Below are 25,958 nucleotides of genomic sequence, written 5' to 3' on the forward strand. Positions count from 1 at the left end.
TATGAATTCCAGTATAACTAACTTGTCTGTAGACAGTATAACATCAATGTAACTTGTATGTACATGTGAAAGTTGAGATGGCGTTTGTGAAAATAGGGAAGAAGTTTGTGAGAATGAGAATTCCTTCCGTTATCCATATAATGTTCATTTGAACGTTTGGCTATGGTAGGCATATACTTAAGTTGCATTAGTTGTTTATAATCATTCTAATCTAGAAAAAGGAGTGAATGCCATGGATAAAGGTAAAGGGGACTATCATCATCTCCCGCATGTGAAAGAGCAGTCCACATCAAAAAAAACGCTGTGGCTCACCTTGACGTTAACCTCATTATTTACCGCAATTGAAATTGTCGGCGGCTTATTGTCCGGATCGCTTGCTCTTCTCTCCGATTCCGCGCATATGATATCCGATGTGCTCGCGCTCAGCTTAAGCATGTTCGCCATCTATATGGCATCACGGCAGCCTACCAGCCAATACACCTTCGGTTTCGTGCGGTTCGAGATCATGGCCTCATTCTTGAATGGCCTTGCGCTAGTAGCTATAGCGGTGTTTATCTGGTATGAAGGCGTTCAGCGGCTACTCCATCCCCAGCCGGTAGATATGGGCCTCATGCTTGGCATTGCCATAATCGGTTTGGTCGTGAATGTCGTACTTACGTTGTTGCTGCACCGAAGCACGAAAGAGGAGGAAAACCTCAATGTCAAAAGCGCGTTATGGCATTTCATAGGCGATACCCTCAGCTCGGCAGGGGTAATTGTATCCGCCATTCTGATGAAAGCCACTGGCATTCTTCTCTTCGATCCGATTATAAGCATGGTGATTGGCGGCATTATCGCGATCGGCGGCGTAAAAATCATCCGCGAATCTTACGTTATTCTAATGGAGGCAGTTCCAGAGCAATTCGATCTGGAGTCGATACGTCAGGATTTGAGCAGTGTTGCTGGCGTATTAGACGTGCATGATATGCATCTGTGGGCAATATCCACGGACCATTATTCTTTGACAGCCCATGTTCTCGCCCATTCCAATACCCAGCCGTACTGCATTACGCTTGCCTTAAATGAATTATTGAAAGAGAAATACGGCATCATCCACTCGACCATCCAGATTGAGCATGCCGCTATTCATCATCATGGCGAATACGGACGACAGTTTTTGACTTCAACTTAATGAATTCAACAATCGAGATCAGCATTTAAGCTGGTCTTTTTTTGTATTCGAATAAATAAAGGGGCTTAAAGAAAAATTAACTGAAATACAATTCATGGAGGTTTCCAATGTCCCAGCATTATGTCATTTTATTCAGGAGTATCTCTGCCTTTATCCTCCTTCTGATCATTACAAGAATCATTGGCAAACAAACGTTATCCAACATGAATAGCCATGACTTCGTGACGGCCATTATCTTGGGCGCCATCTCGGCGAATATTGCTTTTAACGAGAAGATAAATCTATCCCATCTTTTAATCTCGCTTGGTGTGTTTACCGTCACCTCGTGGTTGCTTAGTCTTTTATCCTTAAAAGGAAGAAGTATGGAGAGATTGTTATTCGGAAAGGCCTCCGTCATCGTGGAAGGAGGTTCTCTTCTTGAGGAGAACATGAGGAAAAACAAATTAACGCTGGATTCCTTTTACGAAATGCTTCGCGAGAAGGAAATCTTCGATATTTCTGAAGTAGAGTATGCCTTACTCGAAAATAGCGGTAAGCTTTCCGTTCTGAGGAAGAAAGAATATCGGCCTCTCAATCTACATGAACTGAATTCTCAAAATAAACCGCCTAAGCCATCTAACTTTCCTATAGAACTCATAAAAGAAGGCAAGTTAATTTACGAACATTTAAATGAAGCAAATATGAAGACGGAAACCATCGAAAAAGCAGTGCAAAAGAAAGGCCATTCACTTACCGAAGTGTTCTATGCCGTTAAAGGTACCGATGGGAAACTGTATTTCGATTTTTATCAAGATCGGTTAGAAAATCCTATAGAATTGTAGAACCTGACTATGGGCTAGAACATGACATGAACTCACAGCGTACTTCTGCCCGCCGTGAGTTCACTGAAAGGTTATGCTGCTCCTTTCTCGGTCGACGGGTTCGCATTCCGTTCAACCAGCCAGACCAGTCCCCAGAACATGATTATGCTGAGTATCGCGATAATCGCAGAACCGCCTGCATGAATAACAGCCACAACGGCAAACGCGGTTGCCAGCAAGAAATGAATTTTTCGCAAATGCTTGTTCTTTACCCGGCGGATTAAAAAACCGTAGATCCCTAACGAGAGCAGCAGCGCAAATCCTGCGATACCCGTATAAGTGTCGTCCTTTATTCTCGATTGCGTCAAAAAATAAATGCCATGCGCAGCGATCAAGACCATTGCTGCGTAACCAGCAAGCCGATGCGCTTTGTCAAAAAGTTTGACCAGCTTCTTCACTAGAGAAGACGACGATCTGCGCTTGCGCTTCAATCGCAGCCACGCATAACTAACGGCGGCGCACCAGACAGCAATCGTTCCCATGGTCTTAAATAGTCCTTCGTTGCCTCTTTCTCCAGGCTTTATTCCGGGAGGGCCCTGATGGATTGTGCCAAAAAATGCGTAGAAGATTAAGGCAAGACTTGCCAGCGCCACAACAACGGCGGGAACAAATACGCTACGACTATGTTTCATGTGCATTCCCTTCTCTCTTCACGTTTGAATCAGTATAGAAGGCGGGTATTAAAAAGATCTTAAAAATTTATTATTCACTTATTATTTCTGTTTCCATAAAAAAGAGACAATTCACATGGAATGAATTGTCTCTCTTCTATAGAAGTTATTGATCTCTACGGCTGTTCTGCGTAGTTATACATCGACTGCACGGTTACCTTCCCTGGCGCCTTCGCTGCCGGCGACTTCTTCCACCGCAATCTCTGGATCCGTAAGCGCGAGCTCTCTCCTCCGGCTTCAACAGGAACGGATTGAACCTTTTTTTACACAAAACGACACAAAAAGGCGCCCCTGATTCAGGGACGCCTTACTCACATTGCATTAAGCCGCAATTCATGGAAATATTGAACGATTGGATGCTTTAACTTGATCTTCTCGCTCATGTTTTGAATCCGTTTTTTCCCGACCCGTCTATCAACCAACGCCAGGATATTCAATAAGATATCATTGCTCTCCATGCTCTCCTCAATGGAAAGAGACAAAAATTTATTGGCTATAACAACAAAGTTTGATTTGCTTAGGGATGTCTGCGCTGACAAAAGCTCCTTTGCAAGCTCGCCTATTTTCCTGCCTCTCGCAATGACCTTTAAACGATCCTCCGGAACCAACCCTTTGGTATCCGTTCTCACCGCTTCAATCTCATCCTTGCTGATCGGAATTTGAAGCTGTGGATCATTCTTGATTTCCTGCTCGGTCTGATACCATCTGATCGATGTAGTTGCATCACTCATATTAAATACGTTCTTCTTATCTACGGCTATATAACAAAGCCCTGCTTTATCCGGTAAATAACGGTAGCTGGTTGACCGGTATTCGACCCTCCCCAATAACGCCGGACTAAGAAAGCTCTCCAGTTGTTGCTTCATTTTGCTCCAGGACATGTAAACCTCCAAAATTTCAATACTTCTTATCTATCATACAATAACCTGCCCATCAATCCTACTAAGTTAACTAAAAGGCGGCAAACCCGGAATGGTTTGCCGCCTTGCATTATTTTTCAAATAAATTATTTCGCAGCTTGCTTCTCTGCAATCGCGTTTCCTGACTTGGAGATTTCGTTATAGGCGTCCTCAATCGATTTCTGGCCGAACATAACGGAATCCATCGTTTTCTTGTAGTTGTCTACCCACTCCGTCCACCCTGCCGCAGCCGGGGAGAACGGCATTGCTTTGTCAATCGCCGTATCGTATAATTTCTTGCCCAGCTTCTCCTTCGGTGCCAAGGTAGGCTCAAGCGCTGTGTAGATCTCGTCGTAGATCGGAATGCCGAAATTCGTGCCATACGTTTGGCCGGCTGCCTTATCGGTCACGAACCATTTAATGAAAGCCTTCGCCTCATCCTTGTGCTTGGAATCGGTGCTTACGCTAAGGAAGATGGTCGGCTGCGCCCAGCCGCCTCCTTCAGGCCCGACCGGAAGGTTGACGACGTCTATTTTTCCGGGCATTAACTGTTCAAGCGCCCCTACCGAACCAACCGTTGCGCCCCTTGTCATGACTTTGCCGCTTGCCATCGGGTCCGCTTGCGGGTCGTTTTCCTTAAACGCGCTGACCATGTCCGCTGGAGGAACGATTTTCTTTTCGCGGAATTCCGCATGGATGCCGTAGAAGTTCATGAACAGGTCTTTGTCCAGATTAAACTTCTTCCCATCCTCTTGAATAATTCGGCCTTTGCCGTAAGACATTTGATAATACTGGTAAAAGTCCCACGTATCCGTGTCGCTGATCGGATAGACGCCATCCGGAAGCTTGGTTCGCGCATTTCTCGCAAAGTCGAAATATTCGTCCCAAGTCCAGTCCTTCTTCGGCAGCTCAATGCCGGCCGCTTCGAGCGCCTCCTTATTGAACGCCATGCCTTGCGCGTTACGGCTGATCGGAATGCCGTAAAGCTTGCCTCCGATTTTCAAGTTTTCGAGCGTCTTATCGTCGATAACGCCGCTAAGATCGATATCCGATAAATCCTCCAGAGTGCCCCTAGTCGCATATTCTTGAATGTATGCCCCGTCCATATGCAGGACATCCGGCAACGAATGGGAAGCGGCAAGCGTCGGAAGCTTTTTCCAATAATCGTCCCATGCCATGTATTCTGGCGAGAAGGTAATCGATGGATTTTCCTTCGTATAAACCTCTTGCGTTTTCAGCATCGCCTGATGCCTGATGTCCGCTCCTTGCCACATGATTTTGAGCTTCACCGGTGCTTTGGAGTCGCCGTTTCCGCTGTTGTTCGGAGCCGTTGACTCTCCGTTATTCCCACCGCCGCTTCCGCAAGCGGTCAATGCCAGCATCGCGGCAAGCGACAACAACGTCAAACCTTTGTAGACACTTCGCTTCATCTTCTTTTCCCCTTTACCTTGTATTTTTGAGGTTGAACCCGCCATGTCGTTATCCCTTTAAGCCCGTTGTTGCAATTCCCTCGACAAACTGCTTCTGAGCGAAGAAGAACAAAACAACGGACGGCATAACCGAAAGCAGCGACATCGCAAGCAGCCTGCCCCATTGGATCTCGAACTGATCCACGTACATGCGCAGCGCCAGACCAACCGTAAACTTGCCAACCGAATTCAAGTACAGCATTTGCGCGAAGAAATCGTCCCAGCTCCATATGAACGTAAATATTGCCACGGTCACCAAAGCAGGCTTAATCAGCGGTAAAACAATCCGATAGAAAATGCCGTAGACGGAAGCACCGTCGATCTTGGCCGCTTCGTCCAGTTCCCGCGGAAGGCCTCTTATGAATTGCACTAGCAAAAAGATAAAAAATGCGCCGCCGCCGAAGAAGTGAGGAAGAACTAAAGGTATGTAGCTGTCCATGAGCTGCATCTTATTGTAGAGAATATACTGCGGAACAATCGTCACTTGCCCCGGCAGCATCATCGTAAGCAATAGGATAGAGAATAAAGCGCCGCGAAACTTAAAGTTTAGACGCGCAAAGCCGTATGCCACGATCGCGCTTGTAAGAACGCCCCCCAGCACGTTCCAGAACTCCATAAGGAGCGTATTTCCGAAAAAACGTCCAAACGTGAATTCCGGAGAGAATTGCCAGCCCTTAGTGTAATTTTCCCACAGCGGCGTTGAGGGCCAGATGGAAGGCGAGCTCATCTCGGCCGTCGTTTTGAGCGAAGCGCCAACCCACCAGATAACGGGATAAAGCATCAGGAGAGAGAACGCAATCAGCAGCAGATGGCTGGTAACTTTATAATTTCTTAGCGTTTTGTTCACTTTTGCTTCCCTCCGTCCGTCTCGTAAAATACCCAATAGCGCGATACCAGAAAGTTAATGGCGGTCATTAGCGCTACGATAACGAGCAGAATCCAGGCGAGCGCGGAAGCGTATCCCATTTGATAATGCTTAAACGCCTTCTCGTAGAGGAATAGCGCGTACATGTACGTCGAATTGATCGGGCCGCCCTGCGTAACGATAAACGCGGAGGTGAACATTTGAAAGGAGCCGATAATGCCAAGCACCAAGTTGAAAAACATGACAGGCGACAGCATCGGAAGCGTGATATGGAAAAACTTTCGGAGCTTCGAGGCGCCGTCAACCGATGCCGATTCATAAAGCTCGCCAGGAATCTGTTTCAGTCCGGCCAGGAATATAACCATCGTAGAGCCGAATTGCCATGTATTCAGCAAAATTAGAGTTCCGAGCGAGGTATGCGGATTCGTTATCCATCCGACGCCTTGAATGCCGAACCAGGAAAGCACATGATTGAAATAGCCGTTCAGATTAAACATGTTGCGCCATAGCGCCGCTACGGCAATGCTCCCGCCAATGAGAGAAGGGAAATAGATCGCCGTCCGGTACAGATTCATGCCCTTCACATTTTTGTTCAGCATCATTGCGACCATCAAGGAAAAGAAAAGCTTAAGCGGGACGGAAAACAATACGAAGATAAAGGTGACTTTAAGCGATGTCTTGAAATCGTTATCGCTAGTGAAAATGTTGGCGTAGTTATCTGTTCCGGTCCAGGTCGGAGCCTCGAGCAGCGAATACTCCGTAAAGGACAAATAAAACGATTGAATGATCGGCCATGCGGTAAGCAATAAAAAGCCTATTAACCAAGGTGAAATGAAAATATAGCCTGCCAGGTTGTTATCATTGGTTCCTTTGAGCTTCTTCGTCAAGCGCAGCTTGGTTGCCGCTGCCGGCTTATTCATAGCTTCAGCCTTCATTTCATGTTCATCCCCCCTCACAGCATCTATAAGGCTCATTCTATTGAAATCGCTTACATGTGTACATGCGATAGAATTATGAATTGGTTTGTTTTTTTACACTCTTAAAAGACCTGAAAATGACTCTTATAGCAAAAAAAAGCTATGCAGCCGCAGCATGCATAGCTTCCTTCCTCTATTAACTCGATTATCCGTTCAAGCTCCCGGCATACGACTTTCTTTCCGCCATGGCAGCCTCCATCAAGCCTTTGATATACCCTACGCCATACAGACGTCCAAGCGTTTCGTAACCGGGATTCGTATTGTCTTCCCCTTCCATTGTTGGCACATGATCGGGCCTCGCCGGTCCGTCAAATCCGACCTCATAATACACTTTCATCGCCTCGTACATATCGGTCTGGCCGTCATCGTGAAACGTTTCCTGGAATTTGTCCGGCGTACCGACGACGTCGCGGAAATGCACGAAAAACAACTTGTTCTGAGCCGCGAAATGGCGGATGACATCCGGGATATGCTGGCCCGCGGTCGCGAGCGTGCCTTGGCATAACGTAATTCCGCTGTATTCGCTTGGCACAAGATCAATTGCACGCTGCAAAGCCTCCGCATTACGAAGAATGCGCGATACGCCGCGAATCGGGCTAATAGGCGGATCGTCGGGATGCAAAGCCAGCTTGACCTTCGCTTTCTCGGCAATTGGCACAATTCTCTCCAAGTAATAACGCAGGTTGTCCCATAAATGATCCTCCGTTACGATCCCCGCTTCCGTAAGAGGCGCGCTTTGCATCAAAGAATGATCGTAGCTGGACACAAGCGCCCCGCCGCGGGTACGCGTTGTCGTCGAGGTGCGGAACCAATTGAATTGCGCCATGAAATTGTAGCATAAGACGGGGATGCCAAGAGCGCCCATATTCGATATAAGCTGGCCCATCCATTCAATTTCTTCGTCGCGGCCCTGCAAGCCAAGCTTAATTTTATTCGTTGGCGGTGCCGATTCAATCACAAGCAGCTGAATTCCGTGATTCTCGTAACGCTGCTTCATGTGCAGCAGATTCATATAATCCCACGGCTTCAAGCCGTTATCTTCCTTGGGCAGCGGACCAACGGCATAATCGACCCCCATCTGCTTCGCCAAATGCCATAGCTGGTTCGGATGGGAAGTGAAAAATTCGGCTAGTTTCATAACCATGCACGCTCCTTCATTTTCGTTAATAACCCCCAATATATTGATAGCTGCTTAATTTGCGTCCCGGAATTCGCTTGGAGACAAACCCACCTTCTTTTTGAAAATTTGACTGAAATAACGAGAGTCCTGGTAGCCTACTCGTTCGGCGACCTCGTAGTTTCTTAAATGCGTCTGCTTGAGCAGTTTTTTGGCATGGGATATTCGGATGCGGGTTAGATGCTCGATAAATGTGACACCCATTTTTGATTTGAATAAGGAGCTCAAATAGGCGGGGGTAATGAATACTTTATCGGCGACGTAGTGCAAGGATGCCTTATCGTATTCCTCCTCCATTAATGTAACCGCTTTCTTTACTAGGTTGCGATTCAGGCTGTCGGAGGCGCTAGGCGTACCTCCCCATCCTTTTATCGCCTTGCACACGGCATCTGTCATCTCTTCCAGTGTATTCATCTGCGTAAGCGCCGTAATATCGGGCGTGCTGCATAGATGGGACTGGCCTAGCTCGTATTTGACCCGCAGCTGCAGACTGACCAGGAGCTGAAGCGTCGCGTCGACGACTTTTTTGACAGGCAGAGGTCCGTTTCGAATGAGCTTCCCGTAAAAGTCTTCCACCGCTTGCCGGGTTGTTGCATATTCGGTGTTAGAATCGCGGGTCAGGATGTGCAGGAGCTCGTCTTCCCTTTCTAGGGGGTACTCGGCGTCCATTGTATACTCGGGAATACTGCTGAAGTAAATGGGCTGTGAATGTTTTTGGTAGAATCGGTGATTCATTGCGAAGAGGGCTTGCTCGTATCCGTGATGCAGACTTGATAATTGCGAAGTAGGATTGCTGATGCCTAGCGAGATCAATTGAGGGTTAAAGCTATGCTCTTGCTTGCAAATGCTGCCGTACAGCTTCATGACGGATTCGCGGTCGTCCCAGGAGAAAATGACTCCGACGTTTCCCCTGTCATCCGGCAGAATAGCAGTGTTGTCTGCTCCATAACGCTTGATAAACGCATACAGTTCATCCACAGCGTATCTTCGGGACCATAAATCCGCCTCTGCGCTGCTAACGCAAAACAGGGCTAGAGCCGGGTAGGAATAATAAGCGTGCAGCCCGCTCTCTTCCAGCCTCCTCTTCATTTCTCCGGCTTCAAAGCTTCTGCCGGGGAGCAGGTCGTTTAGCGTCTGGATACGATCCATTACCCCTTGCTTCATAATCGGCACTCCTCTCTTGTGAAAGGATGAATAAAAGATTGTGGCTGATGGGCTACTCTCCGGTATAGTTTTTATAGAAATCCAATCCCCTTATCAGATTCGTTTCCGTCTTATCGACGTCGCCTGATTTGATCAGATCCAATATTTCGGTATGGGAGTCAGAAAGAGTATGGCCCGGGTGATCCTTGTTCGTTACCGTAATAAAGCGCATAACTTTCGTTTTGATGCTATTCCAAATGTCGTATAGAAGATCATTGCCGCTCCTCAAATAAAAGTACCCGTGAAAGAGCATATCCAGTTCAACCAGCCGGTACGGATCGTCCTTGTCGATCGCTTCCCGCATGCCTTCAATGACGCTTTCCAGGTAAGCAATATCCTTATCCTCCAGCACTTTCATCGCTCTGCGAAGCGCCTGACCTTCGACCATTTGCCGGAGCTCGTAAATGTCTCGTATCTCCTTGGCTGTAATCTCGGAAACAGCCGAGCCTTTATTCATTTTGCCGACAATAAGACCTTCCTGCTTCAGTCTCTCGAGCGCCTCCCTAACCGGTGCTTGACTGACGCTGAATTGCTTGGCGATATCCAAAACGATCATGCGGTGTCCGGGCAGCAGTTCACCCTTCATAATTTTTCTCTTTAAGGCGATATAGACATGCTCGCTAAGAGAGATTGGACTTTGCTCTGAACTGGCTGTTTCGATGGACACGGGCTCTCACCACCTTGAAATTTGGAAATTTTGTGGATTATCGATAATCGATAATTCGATGCTATTCGCTTCGGACGGGAAAGTCAAGATGAAAATTTCCCACCTTTTTCAAGTCTTATCAACCGTAAAAAAACAAACAAAATCATAATTTTAAGGCATGGCTTTTTGCTTCAATCGGTCGGTAAGATGGTCATGTAAAGCAAATCGCCTGCCGAAGAGAGTCCAGGATTCATGAGGGGGTGTATATCGTTTGAAGAGGAAAGTGGTCTTTATCGCGGATGCCGACAGCTGGTCCGCCGAGGAACTTATCGCACGGTTTAGCCAGGATGGCGCGAATCTCATTTTGAACAGTTTTCAAGAGGATAAGGAATGGGACAACGTGCTCGCGTCCTGCTCAGCCGCAGGCTCAAACTTGCATGTTACCCATGCCGATCTTAGCAGCAGCGGCGACTTATCGACGATGCTGGATCAGGCTGAGGAGCTGCTTGGCCCCGTCGACGTCATGATCTACAATCGCGGTGCGATAAGTCCCGCCTCCGTCGAAAGCTGCGAAGAAACGGAGTTTGTCGAAATCATGCGAAAAAACGCCAAATCCGCTTTCTTCTGTACCCAAGCGATAGGTAAACGGATGGCGGCAAGAGGCTTCGGAAGCATGATTTTCGTCAGCTCTATTCATAACGAGAAGCCTACTGGATCGTCCTTCACTTACAGCATCTCGCAAGGAGCCGTGAAGATGCTGGCTCATGAAGCAGCGTTATTTCTCGGCCGATCCGGCATCCGCGTCAATGTAATTGAGATGGGCCCGGTCGAAGGCTCGGATATGGCGTTCCAAAGCCCGGTTTCCGGACTTTATGACGATTACCGTTATAAGGTGCCAAGCACAAAGCTCGGGACGGCTAGCGATTTGGCCGAGCTTGCCTTCTTCCTTGCCGGAGAGGAAGCCGGTTATTTGAACGGAGCCGATATCCGGCTGGACGGCGGTTTTCTCCTGCATTATATGGATCATCGCATGAACAAACCGGCCGAGGAGGCGACGCGAACGCCATGAGCCACAGCTTGATAGGAAAATCGGCACTTGTCACCGGCGCGGGAACGGGCATCGGCAAAGGTATTGCCTTAGCGCTGGCAAAGCGCGGCGCGAAGGTTGCCATTCACTATAATTCCAGCGATGCCGGAGCCAAAGATACGCAGCATCAAATCGAAGAGCTTGGCGGCGAGTGCATAACCGTGCAAGCCGACGTCGCCGACCGGGGGCAGGTTATCCGCATGGTCGACACGGCTGCAGCTGAGCTTGGCGGCATAGACATTCTGGTCAACAATGCCGCTCTTCAGTTAAACATCCCTTGGTTTGAATATACGGAAGAACTATACGACCGCGTCATGAACATTAACCTTAAAGGGTACTGGCAATGCATGCAGACGGTTATCCCTTACATGAAGGAACGGCATTTTGGCCGCATTATTAACATTTCCTCCGTGCATGGCAAAAGACCTACCGATTTCGACGTTGTGTACTGCATGTCGAAAGGCGGCATCAAAATGCTCGGGAGGGAAAGCGCTATTGAGCTAGCACGTTATGGCATAACGGTCAATACAATCGCGCCCGGTGCGGTCGACGTAGGCAAGTTCAAGGCATCGCATAAGGAACCAAACCGCAAAAAATTCCCGCTTGGACGCGTCGGACTACCTGAGGACATTGCTTCACTAGCCTGCTACGTGGCCTCTGACGAAGCTTCGTTTATGACCGGCTCCACCATCCGCGTGGATGGTGCCGGCATGTTGATGTAATCCATTGTTTATCCCAAATTCCGCAAAGGAGCAATGCCCATGACTCAACAGGAAACCTATGAAAGCACGTTAGCCCACGTCAATACCTACTCCACCCCTTCGGAGCTTCGCATTACCGACATTCGTTTTGCCGATATCGCGGGCGCTCCAATGCACTGCAGCTTGATCAAGGTGTTCACGAACCAAGGCATCGTTGGTTTCGGCGAGGTACGCGATGGCGCCGACAAACAGTTTGCCCTTCAGCTAAAAAGCAGGCTGCTGGGCGAAAATCCGTGCAATATCGACAAGCTGTTCCGCAGAATCAAACAATTCGGCGGACAGTCCAGGCAAGGCGGCGGCGTGAGCGGCATTGAGATCGCGCTATGGGATATCGCCGGCAAGGCTTACGGCATGCCCATCTATCAAATGCTTGGCGGTAAATTCCGCGACAAGATCCGCATGTATTGCGATACCGACGTCGACGGCAAAGATACGGGAAAAGCCATGGGTCTGGCGCTGCAAAAAAGAATGGAACAAGGCTACACCTTCCTAAAGATGGATCTGGGCATCAATCAAATTATAAACGAGCCCGGAACGTTAAGCGCCCCGCTTGGCTTCTTGGAGGAAATGAAAGCGCTGTCCAAATCCTGGTATTCCCGAAAGCATGCGAACCTCACGGAGCATCAGCTGCGGGAAATACGCAGCCGCCACTACGATATTTATAATATCGCTCATCCGTTTACGGGCATTCACGTGACCGAGAAAGGTCTCGACATGCTGGAACAATACGTAGCCGACGTTCGTATGGTCGTCGGCTACGAAGTACCTCTTGCCGTAGACCATTTCGGGCACATCGGCTTGCAGGATTGCATCAAGCTGGGCCGCCGCATCGAAAAATACAATCTGGCTTGGATGGAAGACATGATTCCGTGGCAATACGCGAATCAATACGCACAGCTTGCAAGCGCGGTGACGACTCCGATCTGCACCGGAGAAGACATCTATCTCAAGGAGAACTTCAAACCGCTCCTGGAATCCGGCGGCGTATCCGTCATTCATCCAGACGTGCTTACGACGGGCGGTATTCTGGAAACGAAGAAAATCGGCGACATGGCCCAGGAATACGGCGTCGCGATGGCCATCCATATGGCGGAGAGCCCCATTGCCTGCCTCGCAGCCGTACATGCAGCAGCCGCCACGGAAAACTTCCTGGCGCTCGAATACCATTCCGTCGATGTGGAATGGTGGGACGATCTCATCGTCAGCAAGCTGCCAAAGCCGCTGGTTCAGAATGGCTTCATTCATGTGCCTGATGCGCCGGGACTTGGCATCGAAGCGCTTAACGACGAGGTTATCGCACAGCATCTGCACCCGGAAATTCCAGGATTGTGGCTCCCTACCGACGAATGGAACGGCTACTGGTCCAACGACCGGCTTTGGAGCTAGCAGTGAAATCAAAAAAAATAAAGCGAGGTGTCCGATATGAAATTTAATAATGCAGAAGATACGATTCAGCTGTCGCCGCTATGGCAAGGCGAGCGCTTCCCGGACGGCCGTCCCAAAGTACCGTCCAGCGTGCTTGGCCGATTAAGCAGGATTACGCTTGAGGAAGCTTGGGGACCGCTGTGGTCGAGAGGATATCATTATCAATTCGAGGGCGATTTCAAGATCATTCATCCGAACAAAGTGATGGTGGGCCGCGCGGTTACGGCCGTCATGGTGCCCAAGCGTCCGGATTTGCATGATACGCTGCTGAATTACGGCCATGAGCAAGAGGATCGCAGAGGCTTTTTCAACCAATGGGTGATCGATTCGCTGGAGGAAGAGGATGTCGCCGTTATCGATATGTTCGATAAAATCTATCAAGGCACCTACGTAGGCGGTAACCTATCCACGGCTATATCAACCCGTACGAAGACCGGAGGCGCCGTTATTTGGGGCGGAATACGGGACAATCAGCAGGTTCAGCAAATCGAAAACATTAATGTTTTCTATCGGGGCAGCGACCCGACCGCAATCGCCGACGTCACGATGGTTGGCATGAACGTTCCTGCCCGCATTGGCCGGGCCGTCTGCCTCCCCGGCGACGTCGTGCTTGGCACGCCGGCAGGCGTCATCTTCATCCCGGCCCACCTAGCGGAATTGACGGCAACCCATGCGGAAAAATCGCAAGTTCGCGACGTGTTTGGTTTTGCCCGATTGAACAGCAGAACTTATACAACAGCACAAATCGACGCATCTTGGACGACGGCCATGTGGCAGGACTTCATCCAATGGTTCGACACCGACAAAGCTGCCGTGCCTTACCGGCATTTGACCTGGGAGCAAGAGCTCGAAGAAGCGCGCCGCAATGAAAATAACGGTCCTTCCAGCGATGTCCGGTTATGAGGTAAAATAGGAATAAAAAGGAGCTTAATCGATGGATAAAGCGATATTAGGCCGTACCGGGTTGCAGGTTACGAGATTAAGCTACGGCGCCATGGAAATACGCGGTCCACGCGTATGGAATGGAAGACCGGTCGAGGACGCCGATGCGGGTCTCATCCTGAATACCGTGCTCGACGCTGGCATTAACCTGATTGACACTTCTTACGATTACGGCCGCAGCGAAGAATTAATTGGCCGCTTCATCAGCCATCGCCGGGACGAGTTTATTCTGGCGACGAAATGCGGCTGCTGCGTCACAAACCGCGGCGAGCATGACGAGACGTCCCATATTTGGACGCGCGATAATTTGCTTCATAACATCGATACAAGCTTAAAGCGCATGAAAACCGACTATGTCGACGTCTTGCAGCTGCATGGACCAACGGTGCAGCAAGCCGAGGAAGGCGCGCTGGTCGACGCGCTGAAGGAAATCCAAGCCAGCGGAAAAGCCCGTTACATCGGCGTATCCTCTTACCTTCCGAATCTTCCGGCCTTCGTAGATTGGGGAACGTTCGATACGTTCCAACTGCCCTACTCCGCGCTGGAACGCGAGCACGAGGACTGGGTGACGAAAGCAGCGGATACCGGAGCCGGCATCATCGTACGCGGCGGCGTTGGCCAAGGCGAACCGGGTATCGGGCGAGGCTCGGAGGAACGATGGAGCGCATGGGAGCAGGCCAAGCTGGACGAATTATTGGAGCATGGCGAGCAACGGACCGGGTTTCTGCTGCGATTCACCTTGTCCCACCCTTCCATGACGACAACGATCGTTGGCACCAAGAATCCCTCCCATTTGGCAGAAAATCTCCGTTACGCCGAGCTTGGCCCGCTCCCAAGCGACGTCTACGAGGAAGCTAAAAAACGTCTGGACGCTATTGGAAGAACGGCAATTACGAAATAAATAAAAAAAGAAACGAGCCTTTGGAATTCAACTTCCATTGGCTCGTTTCTTTTTCATACACCATTTACCCTTTAACGGATCCGGCTGTTAAGCCCCGAATGAAGCTTTTCGAGCCAATTGCGAATAGAACAAGCACCGGCAGCGTTCCGATCGACAATCCCAGGATTTGCGCCGCAAGATCGGTTCTATACGCGGAGCCCAGCGTCGTGATGCCAAGCGGGATCGTGTACATTTCCGGCTTGTTAATGACGATTAACGGCAGCAGGTAGTTATTCCACGACCAGAGGAAGACAAGCAGAGACAGCGTGGTCAATGCCGGATATATAAAGGACAACACGATCCGGAAGAAGATCCCGAGATCCGAACAGCCGTCGATGCGTGCGCTCTCGATTACCTCGACCGGTACCGCGCCGCGGATGAACTGCGTCATCCAGTACACGCCAAATGCGTTTGCCACCCAAGGCAGGATGAGCGGCATCAAGGTATCGGAAAGGCTCAGATAGCGCATCTCGATAACATAAGCGACAAGGCCAAGCTGACCCGGAATCATCATTGTCAGCAGTACGGCTCCGAAAATTTTCGATTTAAACCGGAAATCGTATTTTGCGAACGCAAACCCGGCAAGCGCGCTGACGAACACCGACAGCAGCGTGCTCGCAGCCGAGACGACAAAACTGTTCCAGTAGGCCAGATCAAACCGGCTCGCTGCGACCGTCTTGAAATTTTCCACGAGGTAGTTGCCCGGATAGAGTACGATTTTCGTAAAAAGGTCCTCGTTCCTGTATGTGCCCATTACAACCATAATATAGAACGGCAGCAAAGCGACGATCGACAACAGCGCGATACTGACCGTCGCGGTAACCGTACGCGATCGTGTGCTCATTTAGGATTCCTCCCTGTAGAACTTGGTGCCAACAAACGAAAATACGGCAATAATGAAACAAAGTCCATAAGCAATCGCCGCACCTAGTCCATAACGAGTTGTACTGCCGAAAGCCGTGTCATACATATTCCAGACGGTCGTCAGGCAGCAGCGTTCCGGTCCGCCGATGACGGCAGACGCCGAGCCCATTCCTGCGCCGCCAAGCAGCAGCATTGGCTCCTCCAGCAATTGGAAGCCGCCGATGATTCCCGTAATGGCTACGAAGGTTGTAACCGGGCGAAGCAATGGCAGCGTTATGGTCCAGAAAGATTTCATGCCGGTCGCCCCGTCGACGGCAGCCGCTTCATGCAAATCCTTCGAAATGTTTGCAAGACCTGCCAGATAAAAGATCATCGTGTAGCCAAAGCCCTTCCAAAAAAGCATCAATATGATGACGATACGGGCATACATCGGTTCGCCAAGCCAATAGATCCCTTCGTCGATGAGACCGAATTCGAGCAGCAGCTTGTTGACGAAACCAGCCTGCCAATCGAACAACAGGTTGAACATGAGGCCGACTGCAACCGGCGTAACGATGTACGGCAGGAAGTTAACAAGCTGAAAAAAGGCTTTCCACTTCACGAATTTGCTGTAGAGCAGCGAAGCAATCGCAAGTCCGAAAGCCATCTGAAGCGGCAGCGACACGGCAACGAATAGCAGCGTATTCCCGACTGAGGTGAAGAAATAGGAGTCGGGATTAAACAGAAAGGCATAGTTGTCCAGCCCAACGAACGTTTTTTTGCCAATTCCGTTCCAACTCGTCAGACTCACATAAAACGAAAACAGGATTGGAATCAGGCCAAAGGCCGCGTAAAACAGCATATAAGGTGACAGAAAAAGATACGGCGCCCATTTTCGCTTCACCACATCCATCATTCTCACTCCGATCGTTATAAGGTCACGGAAAGCGCAAAGAGCGGCCGCCCGGCCGCTCCCAGCGTCTCTTTCGCATCCGGCAAGCCGTTATCCGAACGTGATGTCCGGTACTTTCGCCTTCAGCTCTTTTTGGATCCGGTCCATCGCCTGCTCCACGCCGAAGCTTTTATCCTTCGCGAGAGTCTGCAGCACGATGCTCATCGCTTCATCAAGCACCTGATCGTTCACGTTCTCGGCAACGTCCGTCGTCACCCCGGAGATGTCTACGAAGAACTTTTCGCCAATATCCTGGCTGCCAAAATTCTCCCACGTCCAATTCGAGAATTCTTTATTCTGGTACGCCTCTTTGAAATGGGTAAATACGCCGTCTTTCTTCTGCGCTTCCGCGCCTGCCTGCGACATCGAAGTAAATTCGATCCATTTCCAAGCCAGCTCGGCGTTCTTGGCGCCTTTTGGAATACCGTGCGACGAGCCGCCCCGGATATAGCCTCCTTCTGGAGCTACCATCAGAGCCCACCGGTCAGGCTTCTTGTCATTTGGTCCGATAACATATTGCGGCATCCAGACCGGGCTTGGCGTAAACATATATTTATCGCCGCCAAACGAGGCGTTCCAGGCCGGCGTCCATTGGTCAAGCTTGTCTACAATGCCCGCATCGCGGAACTGGACTAGCCGCGTTACTACGCTTTGAAGCAGCTGAACGTTTAACTTGTTATCCTCGAAGTACGGCTCATCCCGTTGTCCCTTGAGGATATCGTAAACACCGCCAAGACTCGGGAACATCATGACCTTACCGCCGCTCTTATCCAATACTTCTACGCCTTTGGCGATAAATGCGTCCCAGTCCGGCAGCATGGCTTCGATCTCTTCGGGATTGTCCGTACCGAGATACTCCTTGGCGAGCGGCTTGATGTAAGCAACCCCGGCAACGCTCATATCGTCCGGAATAGCAACCAGATGATCATTCATGGAGAATGCCGGAGCGTCATACTCGAATAACACGTTGCGGTCTGCATTATAAGGGTCGGCTTCTAAATCTTGCAGAATATCCATACTGAAAATCTTTGCCTTCTGCCCACGCTCGATCCGAATAACGTCAGGCAGCTCGCCGCCAGAGGCAATCGTTGTCTGCAGCTTCTTCGGGACATCCGCCGCTTCGACCTGCACCCGCTTAATTTTGATCCCCGGATATTTTTCGTTAAAAGCAGCGATCGACGTAGGATGTTCCGGCTCCCAGGTCCAGAGCACGAACTCCCCTGTAAGCTCCTTAGTGCCTGCGTCTGCCGTAGCGCCGTTATTCTCGGTTTCTGCCGCCGGAGTGCTTGACTTCACGTTTCCGCCGCCGTTGCCTCCGTTATTGCCGCCGCTACCGCCTGAACATGCGGCAAGCAAACTAACAAGAGTCAAAGCGGTCATTGCCTGTGCGATTCCTCTTCCCCATTTCGAACGAAGCATCCCAAGTCCTCCCTTAGGTTTTTGGTTACGCTCTCATCATATACAAGTCTCTATGAAAGCGTAAACATAACAAAACTGCACTTTTGGTCGGGATTCTGCACTTTGCTTCACCGCCTTTATTTCGTAGAGTATAATGAATTCAAATATGGACATGGGAGGCTGCCTTCGATGAAGATCATATTGGTGGATGATGAACGCATTGCCCTGGAGCATATCCGAACGCTAATACCATGGGAAGAGAACGGATATGAAATCGCAGCGGCGGCAACAAACGGCAGAAGCGCACTTCGGCTCTGTGAAGAGCATCGTCCGCAAATCATGATCGTGGATATCCGCATGCCGGTTATGGATGGGCTTGAGCTTATCCGAGCGGTAGCCGAACGCGGCTGGGGCGTTAACTTCATTGTGATGAGCGCTTACGAGGATTTTAATTATGCCCGTCAAGCAATATCGCTCGGCTGCGTGTCGAGTTACCTTGTTAAGCACGAGGTTGATTGCGACAAGCTTATACTGGAACTTGCAAAAGCAAAACTCGCTTGGGAAATGAGTGAGCGGCAGCGCAAGCTCTCCCGCTCCGAACAGATAAAAGAAGCGTTTTTCGCCAGCGGTCAGCCGGTCAAGCACGGCGGTCATATCGCGCGGCCGCCGCTATGCGCGCTGCTCTTGCAAGCAGATATGCCGTTCACGACAATCCCATCCGTCACAGGGGCGCCAGATAATAGCGGGACTACGGGATGGACGGAAGGCTTTAGACACGGGGAGAAACCAGCAAACTGGGAATTGATTGGGGAATTCGCGCATGGAGCAGGCCGACTGGTTGTATTATTCGAACAGCGCGATAAAAGCGCCACCGTTCAGCGAGATGCCATGTATAAGCTCGCATCGGTAATGCAGCGCGGGCTCGAAGAACAACTTGGCCGTACTGTCTCGCTCTATCTCGCGTTCGAATGTACCGACATAGCCCGTCTGCCTGTCTTGATTCGCAAGCTGGAAGAAGCAGCGCGGCACACCGTATTCTCTGGCCGTGGTTCTCTCGCATGCGCCGATGGTCTTCCCCTTCCGTTCCGTTTGGCGTCTATAAACGCGGAATGCAGCCGACGGTGGCTTGACGCGTCGGCATCCTGTTTCATGCGAGAGGATTACGGCAGTTTTGCAAGCGTTGTCAAGGAATGGTTCGACAGTCTCTTGCAGCCGGAATGGAACTTGAACGGTTTGTACGAAGCCATCCGTTCGCTGACCACCCTGTACCGCGAACGACTTGCGGCAGCGGGACTTCCTGAGGAGGACCCGCTCGATCCAAGAACGGCCGGTCCCTTATACAATTTAGCCGATATACGCGACCGGTTCCTCCGTGCTTTCGGCGAGCTGAGCGAGCATAGATCGGCTGCCCTCAAACAGCTGTCGCCCAAGCTGCTGCAAGCGTTACGCTACCTCCATGCTCACTTCCAGGACGAGATTGGGGTCGAGGATGCCGCTAATGCAACCGGCATTAGCGTAAGATATTTGCACGAGCTATTTAAGCGGGAGCTTAACCGCACCTTTCTTGACTACTTGACCGAATACCGTATTAAGCAGGCTAAATTAATCCTTATGCGCGAAGACGCCAAAATGGCGGAAGTCTCCGCTCGCGTCGGCTATCGTTCTCCCCAGCATTTCAGTCAGGTATTCAAGCGGCTGACCGGCGTTCTCCCCCATCAGTTCCGTGCAAAGGAGCAGGCCCGATGACCAGGCTTCGCACCGTCATTTTCTGGAGAATCGTTATCGTCGCTGTCGTCAGTTTTCTGCTGTCCATCGCCTTTACATACTACTACTATAATCATATCCTGATCGGCCAAATGATGCAGGAAGACAAAGTGAAACTGAGCCAGACGGTTCGACAGCTCGACTACATGTCCGATGACATATCGAAATTTACGTTAACGCTTATCATTGCCGAGCAGCTGCAAGAGTTTTACAAAACGTATGATCAGCTCGACACGTTTGATCAATTCAAGGCCTTGCAGAGCACGTTCAAGTTTGTCGATGGTTACAAAGGACTCCGCAAGGAGGTAACGAGTTATGCGCTTATACTTCCGGACGGGCGAGTGTTCTGGAACGCCGCTGGCAACGACAGCTATTTCAGTGAGCGCTTGAAGGAGCCATGGTACTCGAATTTCGTCCAGTCCGGAACCGAGTACGGCTTCACCGAGCCTCATCGGATGCTTGCAGACCAGAAGCCGTCTTCCGAAACGGCGATCATTAGCTATGTCGTGACGGTGCGGGATATCGAAAAGCCTGGGCAGACGATCGGTAGATTCATCGTAAATCTCGACTACAGCCATTTTCAATCCACGCTCGACTTTAGTCCTTTCGGCAACTTAACCTGGCTTAGCGAATCCGGCGACGTGCTCTATGTTAAGCCGAATGACGGCGAGCAAGCAGTAGCCCGTCTCGTTCAAGATCTTGATGACGGCACGAACAAAGACGGGGCATTTCGCGTGAATAACGGCTACCTGCTTGTCGACCGTTTCGAAACGTCCGGCTGGCGGCTAGCCTCGTTCATCTCGCAAGCTTCATTGTTCGACCGCGCCAAAATCGTCTTGTACCTGCTCGGCTTCTTCACGCTCGTCAGCACCTCGCTTATCCTTGCCCTTATGATTCCGGCTATCCTCCGCATTACTCGTCCGATCATGCGGCTGTATAATGCCATGAATGCGATATCGAGCGGTAATTTGCAGGTATCCGTGCAGATTAATACCGGAGACGAGATGGAGAAGCTAGGGAACGGATTCAACCGGATGACAAGCCAGCTGAGGGCTCACATCGAGGAATCCATCCAACACGAGAAGGATAAGCGCGAGCTCCAAATGGAGCTGCTATTGTCGCAGTTAAATCCGCATTTTGTTTACAACACGCTGAATGCCGTTATTTACATGGCCCAAAAACAAGGGAATGAGGACATCGTCCGCATGGTCTCCGCTTTTATTCGCGTGCTGCAAGATGCGGTAAAAACGGGCGGAGACGATTCGCTTGTCCCGCTCCATAACGAAGTCTCGCTTTTAAGAGATTACATAGATATTCAATCGTACCGGTACGCAGATATGTTCAAGGTGGAGTGGGCGATGGAAGATCAGTCGCTTCAATATCTTGTGCCTCGCATTCTGATTCAGCCGTTTGTGGAAAATGCCATTTTCCACGGCATATGCCCAAAGGACGAGCCCGGCACCATTCGTATTGCCGCTTATGAATCCGAGAACCAGCTCCTGCTCACAATCGAGGATGATGGGATCGGTATCGAGCCGGAACGGCTGCAGAGGATTTGGGAATCGCATGAGAAAAAGAGCAGCCCCGGGCTGAGGCACATCGGTCTCAATAATACGAAAAGGCGACTGGAGCATTTGTTCGGAAGCCAGGCATCCGTACAGATAGATAGCGAGGTTGGTCAAGGTACCCGCGTCTCGATTCAGCTTCCTAAGTTAAGCAAGTAAGCACTCTATCGGTAAATAAAAAGGCTGATTATCGGATTCCCCGATAATCAGCCTTTTCCCTTTACTTCTCCGCCCAGTCGGACGGAAATGGACGTTATGGCGGTGCCTGAGCGCCTTTGCCGTTAACTCGCCTTCGCGAGTCTCGTGCCGCGAACCGATGCCACAGCGTATACGACGAGCGATGTCCAGATGAGCGCGAAGCCTACGAGCAGCACCGGAGAGACCGATTCCTTGAATACGAATATGCTCAAAAACAACATAATCGTCGGCCCAATGTATTGTACGAATCCAAGTGCGGACAGCGCCATCCGGGCGGCAGCCCGCGCAAAGAAGAGCAGCGGCAATGCCGTAACCACGCCTGACAGAAGCAGTTCGACGAACGTGGACGCGGGCAGCGTCCATGCCGTCGTTTTTCCCGCTGCAGCCAAGTAGATCCAATAACCGAGCGCGACGGGCAGGACAACAGCCGTCTCCGACAGCAATCCTACAGAAGCGTCCTGCATGATCTTCTTCTTCGCGAAGCCGTACAAGCCAAACGACGCGGCCAGCGAGATCGCGACCCACGGGAAACGCCCGTAGTCGATGGCGATAATCAGCACGGCGGAGCCAGCGATAGCAATCGCGAGCCATTGGCCACGGTTTGGCTTCTCGCGAAGGAAGACGACCGCCAGCAGCACGTTCAGCAACGGGTTCAAATAATAGCCAAGACTTGTCTCTACGACATGGCCGTTGTTGACAGCCCAGATGAAGATAAGCCAATTCGCCGCGATCAAGAGTCCGCTTGCGGCGAGTGGTAGCAGGAGCGCCCGGCTAGTCGCAATTCGCTTCATATCGCCCCAGCGGCGCTGGACGGCGACAAGAATACCCATAAAGACGAATGACCAGACGACCCGATGCGACAGAATCTCTCCTGCAGGCACGTTGTTAAACAGCTTCCAATAAAGCGGGAGAACCCCCCACATGATATACGCAATAATGGCGTTGACCAACCCGTTGTTCATAACCTATTCCCCACTTCTCGCTCCAATGTCTGAACGGATTATACACCTCAAACCGTGCTTAAACAAAGCTGTAATAAAAGACTATTATATCATTAATGGTAATTTCGTGCCCCGCTTTTAGAATAGAACGTGCATCCAGCATAGATACCGAGCCGTCGAAGGCTCAATCACTCGATTGTCGGATAAGGCTCGAGTGGTATATTCTAGTATCAAAGTATACGATATGCTAGCAAGTTCACGAGGAGGCTTTATCTATTGAAAATAAAAGTGTTAATCGCGGACGATAATTCGTTTATTCGTGAAGGAATGAAGATTATTCTAACCACGTTCGACGAGTTCGAGGTAGTCGCCACCGTATGCGACGGAGCGGAGGCGGTCGATTATTGCCGCTCACACGAAGTGGACGTCGCCCTTCTCGACGTGCGAATGCCGAACATGAACGGCGTCGAGGCAACCCGTCTCCTGACAGAGCAAACGAAAGCCAAGCCGCTGATCCTTACAACTTTCGACGATGACGAATACATTCTCGAGGCTGTGCGGTCGGGCGCAAGAGGGTACCTCCTCAAGAATAACGACCCCGAGAAAATCCGGAACGCCATAAAGAGCGTTTACAACGACCATCACGTACTCCAAGACGTCGTCCTGAACAAGATCAAATCCAATTTGTTGACGGGCGTGCAAGTGAATCCTCCGACCGGAAACGAAACGCATAACGGTCATGCCGTTATCGATCCGGTTCAACCCGCTGCCGTTCCGTCCTCCGGTTCGGATCTGATTGACCGCAGCCTGTTCACAGAGCGGGAGCTCGAAATCATGGCGCAGATCGCTAGAGGGCTCTCCAACAAGGAAATCTCGAAGAAGTTATTCATCTCCGAAGGCACGACAGCCAATTACATCACGTCCATCCTGAACAAAACGGGACTTGAACACAGGACGCAGATCGCGATCTATTATTTGACGGGCGAAATCAAGCCATCGGAAGATTAAGGAGCCGGCGACATGGAATTTTGGATCATCGGCAACAAGGTTGTATTGCTTTTGTACGTCATCTTCGTCACTTATTCGGTCGTGCGCGGAGCGTCTCCCTGGGAGATGCTAGCCTACTTATCCTATCTATGCGCAAACATAGCCATTCCGATTCTGAGAAAGCAAAGACGGCTTCAGCTGATGGGATCGGTCGCTTCGACCGTACTGGTCGTTGTGTTCGCCTTTCGCCTGAATACGAGTTTTATTCTTCTGCTGCCCGTCAATCTATACGAGATTGTGCTGGTGTCCAGAGGAAGGAACCGCTTTGCTCTGCTTCTTGGACTTGTGCCGCTGCTTCTCATCCCGGGCGATGAGATCCTGATCTATCTTCTCTCAGCCTCCTTAAGCTTTCTTCTCTACTATAGCATGCGGGTACATACGGAGAAGCTCAAGAAGATCGGTGAGGAGAAGGAGACGCTCCGCCTCGATCAGCAGCTTTTGAAGCAATCCCTAAGCATGAACGAGGAGTATATTCGCCAATCCGAATACACAATCAAGCTGGAGGAGCGTAATCGGCTGTCGCAGCAGATACACGACGAAGTCGGACACGCGATGGCCGGGGCGCTCATCCAAATGGAAGCTTCCAGGCGCCTGCTCAGTGTGAATCCGGATAAAGCGTCCGAGCTTCTCGGCAACGCGATCGCCATCTCTAGGGAAGGGCTGGAACAGATCCGCCTTACGCTTAAAGATATGAAGCCCCGGTCAGAAGAACTTGGCATCCACCGGCTTCGGCTGTTCGCAGACGAGTTGTCCGTCAATCACTCGTTGAACGCGAGCGTCACGCATGAAGGAGATTTGTATGTAATTACTCCTCTGCAATGGAAGATTATCCATGAGAATGCGACGGAGGCCGTCACCAATTCGCTTAAGTACGGAGGGGCGTCCACCATCGAGTTCGAGATCCGCGTATTGAACCGCATGATCCAGTCCGTCGTTGCCGACAACGGCAAGGGTGCTGACAAAATCGTCAAAGGTCTGGGCATCGTTGGCATGGAGGAGAGAGCCGCGTCCGCGGGGGGAACCGTCATTGTTGACGGCACGAAGGGCTTCCGTGTGACCACTCTCCTGCCCTTCCAGAAGAGCGGATGAAAGAACTCACACTTGAAACATGAGATTTCTCATATACAAAGGATGAACTTATGCACTGACATGAGGTCATCCTTTTTTATTAAAATAAAGCCATAAACATTAACGAAAACGGAGTGATACGGATGAACGTATTGGAAATCCGCAACTTGACCAAAAAATTCGGCGACTTCATCGCCGTCGACAACATTAATCTTACCGTTCGCGAAGGAGAAATCTTCGGCTTTCTCGGAGCGAACGGCGCAGGCAAGAGCACGACGATCAACATGATCTCCTCTCTGCTGCGGATCACGAAGGGTGAGATCCAGCTTCTCGGCAGAGACATCGTAAAGGAGAGTAAATTCACCAAGATGAATATCGGCATCGTACCGCAGGATCTTGCGATCTACGAAGAGATGACCGCCTACGAGAATGTGAGCTTCTTCGCCGGACTGTACGGTCTCCGCGGAGCGTTGCTTAAGGAACGCACGGAGGAGGCACTGGAGTTCGTCGGTCTCGGCGACAAACACAAAGCTCTCCCGAAAAGCTTTTCCGGGGGCATGAAGCGGCGCCTCAACATCGCCTGCGCCATCGCCCACCACCCGAAGCTGATCATCATGGACGAACCAACCGTAGGTATCGATCCTCAGTCGCGAAACTATATTCTAAACTCAGTCAGGAAGCTGAATCAAATGGGCTGCTCGGTCATCTATACGAGCCACTATATGGAAGAGGTCGAGGAGATCTGCACCCGAATCGCGATCGTCGACCACGGCAAGGTCATCGCGGAGGGAACAAAAGAGCAGCTCAAGTCAATCATCACCGATACAAAAGAGACATGGATCGGCGTGAAGAACGCCGAGCGTCTTGACCTGGGCGCACTAAAGCAAATCTCCGGCGTCAATTCCGTTCGGCTGGAGGAACAGATGGTCAAGGTCGTATCAAGAGGCGAGATTAACAATCTCAACTGGGTTATCCAACTGTTAATTCGAGATCAAGTCGAGATCAGTTCGGTTGAAGAGCAAGCGCCCAATCTGGAAACGGTGTTTCTGACCTTAACAGGCCGAAACCTGCGCGACTAAGGAGGACGAA

At 50.5% G+C, this 25,958-nt stretch carries 24 protein-coding genes; 12 read left to right on the forward strand and 12 right to left on the reverse strand.

Going from position 1 to position 25,958, the window contains the following annotated elements; all coding sequences use genetic code 11:
* The first annotated feature begins 232 nt into the window (after positions 1-232).
* Both PJDR2_RS21205 and PJDR2_RS21210 read left to right on the forward strand, forming a co-directional pair.
* The gene (locus tag PJDR2_RS21205) at positions 233-1,171 is read left to right on the forward strand and encodes a cation diffusion facilitator family transporter (RefSeq protein WP_015845777.1); all 939 of its coding nucleotides are present in this window, start codon (positions 233-235) and stop codon (positions 1,169-1,171) included.
* A 107-nt stretch (positions 1,172-1,278) separates the two neighbouring features.
* A complete protein-coding gene (locus tag PJDR2_RS21210; protein WP_015845778.1) occupies positions 1,279-1,992 on the forward strand; it encodes a DUF421 domain-containing protein in 714 nt (237 codons plus the stop codon).
* A gap of 71 nt (positions 1,993-2,063) precedes the next feature.
* Here PJDR2_RS21210 and PJDR2_RS21215 read toward each other — a convergent pair whose 3' ends face one another.
* The 8 genes from PJDR2_RS21215 to PJDR2_RS21250 all read right to left on the reverse strand — a co-directional run bounded on the left by PJDR2_RS21215 (position 2,064) and on the right by PJDR2_RS21250 (position 9,959).
* Complete coding sequence (locus PJDR2_RS21215) at positions 2,064-2,663, reverse strand: hypothetical protein (protein ID WP_015845779.1); 600 nt, start codon at positions 2,661-2,663, stop codon at positions 2,064-2,066.
* Positions 2,664-3,013: 350 nt separating this feature from the next.
* Positions 3,014-3,583, reverse strand: coding sequence for a hypothetical protein (locus PJDR2_RS21220; RefSeq protein WP_015845780.1), 570 nt, complete (start codon positions 3,581-3,583; stop codon positions 3,014-3,016).
* Positions 3,584-3,708: 125 nt separating this feature from the next.
* On the reverse strand, positions 3,709-5,031 hold the full coding sequence (locus PJDR2_RS21225; RefSeq protein ID WP_041613540.1) for an ABC transporter substrate-binding protein: 1,323 nt from the start codon (positions 5,029-5,031) through the stop codon (positions 3,709-3,711).
* 49 nt (positions 5,032-5,080) lie between these two features.
* Positions 5,081-5,917: a carbohydrate ABC transporter permease gene (locus PJDR2_RS21230; protein WP_015845782.1), complete on the reverse strand. Its 837-nt coding sequence runs from the start codon at positions 5,915-5,917 to the stop codon at positions 5,081-5,083.
* Positions 5,914-6,870, reverse strand: coding sequence for a carbohydrate ABC transporter permease (locus tag PJDR2_RS21235; protein WP_015845783.1), 957 nt, complete (start codon positions 6,868-6,870; stop codon positions 5,914-5,916). Before PJDR2_RS21235 ends, PJDR2_RS21230 begins: the two co-directional genes overlap by 4 nt.
* A 187-nt stretch (positions 6,871-7,057) precedes the next feature.
* Complete coding sequence (locus PJDR2_RS21240) at positions 7,058-8,050, reverse strand: mannonate dehydratase (protein WP_041613541.1); 993 nt, start codon at positions 8,048-8,050, stop codon at positions 7,058-7,060.
* A gap of 54 nt (positions 8,051-8,104) precedes the next feature.
* Positions 8,105-9,253, reverse strand: a complete 1,149-nt coding sequence (locus PJDR2_RS21245) for a helix-turn-helix domain-containing protein (RefSeq protein WP_015845785.1) — start codon at positions 9,251-9,253, stop codon at positions 8,105-8,107.
* A gap of 52 nt (positions 9,254-9,305) precedes the next feature.
* Complete coding sequence (locus PJDR2_RS21250; RefSeq protein ID WP_015845786.1) at positions 9,306-9,959, reverse strand: GntR family transcriptional regulator; 654 nt, start codon at positions 9,957-9,959, stop codon at positions 9,306-9,308.
* Between the two features lie 250 nt (positions 9,960-10,209).
* Between PJDR2_RS21250 and PJDR2_RS21255 the strand changes: the two genes are divergently transcribed.
* The 5 genes from PJDR2_RS21255 to PJDR2_RS21275 are packed head-to-tail and all read left to right on the forward strand — an operon-like array spanning position 10,210 to position 15,054.
* The gene (locus PJDR2_RS21255) at positions 10,210-11,007 is read left to right on the forward strand and encodes an SDR family NAD(P)-dependent oxidoreductase (protein ID WP_015845787.1); all 798 of its coding nucleotides are present in this window, start codon (positions 10,210-10,212) and stop codon (positions 11,005-11,007) included.
* Positions 11,004-11,747, forward strand: coding sequence for an SDR family NAD(P)-dependent oxidoreductase (locus tag PJDR2_RS21260; RefSeq protein ID WP_015845788.1), 744 nt, complete (start codon positions 11,004-11,006; stop codon positions 11,745-11,747). Before PJDR2_RS21255 ends, PJDR2_RS21260 begins: the two co-directional genes overlap by 4 nt.
* Positions 11,748-11,786: 39 nt before the next feature.
* On the forward strand, positions 11,787-13,172 hold the full coding sequence (locus PJDR2_RS21265; protein ID WP_015845789.1) for a mandelate racemase/muconate lactonizing enzyme family protein: 1,386 nt from the start codon (positions 11,787-11,789) through the stop codon (positions 13,170-13,172).
* Between the two features lie 36 nt (positions 13,173-13,208).
* Positions 13,209-14,114, forward strand: a complete 906-nt coding sequence (locus tag PJDR2_RS21270; protein ID WP_015845790.1) for an RraA family protein — start codon at positions 13,209-13,211, stop codon at positions 14,112-14,114.
* Between the two features lie 31 nt (positions 14,115-14,145).
* Positions 14,146-15,054 (forward strand): aldo/keto reductase, encoded by a 909-nt coding sequence (locus tag PJDR2_RS21275; RefSeq protein WP_015845791.1) that lies wholly within the window; start codon positions 14,146-14,148, stop codon positions 15,052-15,054.
* 64 nt (positions 15,055-15,118) lie between these two features.
* Here the strand turns inward: PJDR2_RS21275 and PJDR2_RS21280 are convergent, their stop codons facing one another.
* The 3 genes from PJDR2_RS21280 to PJDR2_RS21290 all read right to left on the reverse strand — a co-directional run bounded on the left by PJDR2_RS21280 (position 15,119) and on the right by PJDR2_RS21290 (position 18,307).
* Positions 15,119-15,937, reverse strand: coding sequence for a carbohydrate ABC transporter permease (locus PJDR2_RS21280; protein WP_015845792.1), 819 nt, complete (start codon positions 15,935-15,937; stop codon positions 15,119-15,121).
* Positions 15,938-16,849, reverse strand: coding sequence for a carbohydrate ABC transporter permease (locus tag PJDR2_RS21285; protein ID WP_041613542.1), 912 nt, complete (start codon positions 16,847-16,849; stop codon positions 15,938-15,940).
* A 90-nt stretch (positions 16,850-16,939) separates the two neighbouring features.
* The gene (locus tag PJDR2_RS21290; RefSeq protein WP_015845794.1) at positions 16,940-18,307 is read right to left on the reverse strand and encodes an extracellular solute-binding protein; all 1,368 of its coding nucleotides are present in this window, start codon (positions 18,305-18,307) and stop codon (positions 16,940-16,942) included.
* A gap of 168 nt (positions 18,308-18,475) precedes the next feature.
* Here PJDR2_RS21290 and PJDR2_RS21295 point away from each other — a divergent pair, with 168 nt between their 5' ends.
* On the forward strand, positions 18,476-20,032 hold the full coding sequence (locus tag PJDR2_RS21295) for a response regulator transcription factor (RefSeq protein WP_015845795.1): 1,557 nt from the start codon (positions 18,476-18,478) through the stop codon (positions 20,030-20,032).
* Positions 20,029-21,774, forward strand: coding sequence for a sensor histidine kinase (locus PJDR2_RS21300; protein WP_015845796.1), 1,746 nt, complete (start codon positions 20,029-20,031; stop codon positions 21,772-21,774). The genes PJDR2_RS21295 and PJDR2_RS21300 overlap by 4 nt, the downstream gene beginning before the upstream one ends.
* 122 nt (positions 21,775-21,896) lie before the next feature.
* Here PJDR2_RS21300 and rarD read toward each other — a convergent pair whose 3' ends face one another.
* The gene (rarD, locus tag PJDR2_RS21305; protein ID WP_015845797.1) at positions 21,897-22,775 is read right to left on the reverse strand and encodes an EamA family transporter RarD; all 879 of its coding nucleotides are present in this window, start codon (positions 22,773-22,775) and stop codon (positions 21,897-21,899) included.
* A gap of 255 nt (positions 22,776-23,030) precedes the next feature.
* On the opposite strand from rarD, the gene PJDR2_RS21310 reads away from it, so the two are divergent.
* From PJDR2_RS21310 to PJDR2_RS21320, 3 genes are all read left to right on the forward strand, one after another.
* A complete protein-coding gene (locus PJDR2_RS21310; protein ID WP_015845798.1) occupies positions 23,031-23,762 on the forward strand; it encodes a response regulator transcription factor in 732 nt (243 codons plus the stop codon).
* A 12-nt stretch (positions 23,763-23,774) separates the two neighbouring features.
* Positions 23,775-24,890, forward strand: coding sequence for a sensor histidine kinase (locus PJDR2_RS21315; protein WP_015845799.1), 1,116 nt, complete (start codon positions 23,775-23,777; stop codon positions 24,888-24,890).
* Between the two features lie 122 nt (positions 24,891-25,012).
* Positions 25,013-25,948, forward strand: a complete 936-nt coding sequence (locus PJDR2_RS21320; RefSeq protein WP_015845800.1) for an ABC transporter ATP-binding protein — start codon at positions 25,013-25,015, stop codon at positions 25,946-25,948.
* Positions 25,949-25,958: the final 10 nt, after the last annotated feature.

Source organism: Paenibacillus sp. JDR-2 (assembly GCF_000023585.1).
GTDB lineage: Bacteria > Bacillota > Bacilli > Paenibacillales > Paenibacillaceae > Pristimantibacillus.